Origin of the sequence: Kitasatospora sp. NPDC127111, from assembly GCF_042677465.1 — a bacterium.
Lineage (GTDB): Bacteria > Actinomycetota > Actinomycetes > Streptomycetales > Streptomycetaceae > Kitasatospora.
In genome coordinates this window covers 1-1,422 of the sequence record NZ_JBHXTG010000174.1, presented here as the reverse complement: position 1 = coordinate 1,422, position 1,422 = coordinate 1, and the positions used below count along the sequence as shown (strand labels likewise).

The following is a 1,422-nucleotide window of genomic DNA, read 5'->3' as shown; positions in this document are numbered from 1 at the left end:
ACGCTCGGCTGGGAAACCCCAGCCGAGCGTCTGGCTAAACTCCTCGCGGCCTAACCAACCGACCACGTGTTGCAACGATCGCTAGAAACCGCCTCGTGCGGCCGGGCCCTTCGCCGTTCCCCGTGAGGGGGGAGGACGAACGGCGCACGACTCCGGGGGCGGCCGCAGCCCGGAACGGCCGCTCAAAGCGTCCCTGACCCGCCACTCCCCGGCGCCGTGCGCGAAGGCCGCCAACCGTCGGCGACCGTCCCGGGGCCCGCCGGAGCCCCGTCGGCGGCAGTGATGGACGCGGTGACGTGAAGCCGTTCGCCACGTCACCGTCCACCGAAAAACTGCCGCACTACCAACCTAAGACGTATCAGGGTGCGAGAAGTTACGCCGGGGGGGTGTGAGCTGCCTCTCGCCACGCTCCGTGTGCGGCCGGTGCCCGGCCCATACCACACCTTCCGACGGCGTCGACGTCACCCTCCCCGCAGTGACGGCAACCGAGCGTGATAGGAATCGTGGCATTCCGGTACGGACCGCCCCGCACCCTCGCAGCGTGGCGGCGGAACTGGGGAGGGAGTGCGCAGATGGCCAGGAACGTCGTCGTCACCGGTGGTGGCACGGGGATCGGGTACGAGGTGGCACGTCGGTTCGCCGAGGCGGGCGAACGGGTCGTGATCGTCGGCCGCCGGCGGGCGGTGCTCGAACAGGCCGCGGCCGACCTCGGACCCGACGTCACCCCGCTGGTCTGCGACCTCGCCGACCCGGACGCCGTCGAGGCCGCGCTCGCCGAACTCCCCGAGCGGATCGACGTGCTGGTGAACAACGCCGGCAGCCGGGAGACCGTGATCGGCGGCGGGCCGCACGCCCTGCTGGCCCGCTGGCGCGGCGACTTCGAGCGCAACGTGCTGACCGTGGTGCTGCTCACCGAGTCCATCCGGGACCGGCTCACCCCGGGCTCCGGCCGGGTGGTCACCGTCAGCTCGATCGCCGCGCTGCGCGGCGCCGGCTCGTACGGGGCCGCCAAGGCGTCGCTGCACGCCTGGAACCACTTCCTGGCCGCCCAGCTCGGCACCTCCGGCATCACCGCCAACATCGTCGCCCCGGGCACGGTGGCGGGCACCGAGTTCTTCGGCCCGCGGCTGGACGAGGCCGAGGTGTCCCGGCGGGCGGCCCGGACGCTGCTCGGCCGGATCGGCGAGGCCGGCGAGGTGGCGGCCGCGGTGTACTTCCTGGCCTCGCCGGAGGCCGGGTTCGTCACCGGCGAGATCCTGCACTGCAACGGCGGTGAACTGCTCGGCCGCTGAAGCGCGCGGCCGACCGGCGAAGGGCCCGTACCGGACTTGCGTTCTAGGAGTCGTTGCAACACCCCAGTTCAGGGGATGCATTGGACTTCGAGATCCGTGAGGACCGGACGGCTCAGGGGCCTGTGAAGCT

General features: G+C 72.0%; 1 protein-coding gene. It reads left to right on the top strand.

What is annotated here, in order from left to right; all coding sequences use genetic code 11:
- Positions 1-572 precede the first annotated feature (572 nt).
- Positions 573-1,292: an SDR family NAD(P)-dependent oxidoreductase gene (locus ACFVHB_RS40120; RefSeq protein WP_380332929.1), complete on the top strand. Its 720-nt coding sequence runs from the start codon at positions 573-575 to the stop codon at positions 1,290-1,292.
- The last annotated feature ends 130 nt before the right edge of the window (positions 1,293-1,422 follow it).

What these genes read in the sequence shown, in the direction of transcription:
- ACFVHB_RS40120 (WP_380332929.1), top strand. Translation starts at nt 573, where the DNA reads ATGGCCAGGAACGTCGTCGTCACCGGTGGTGGCACGGGGATCGGGTAC.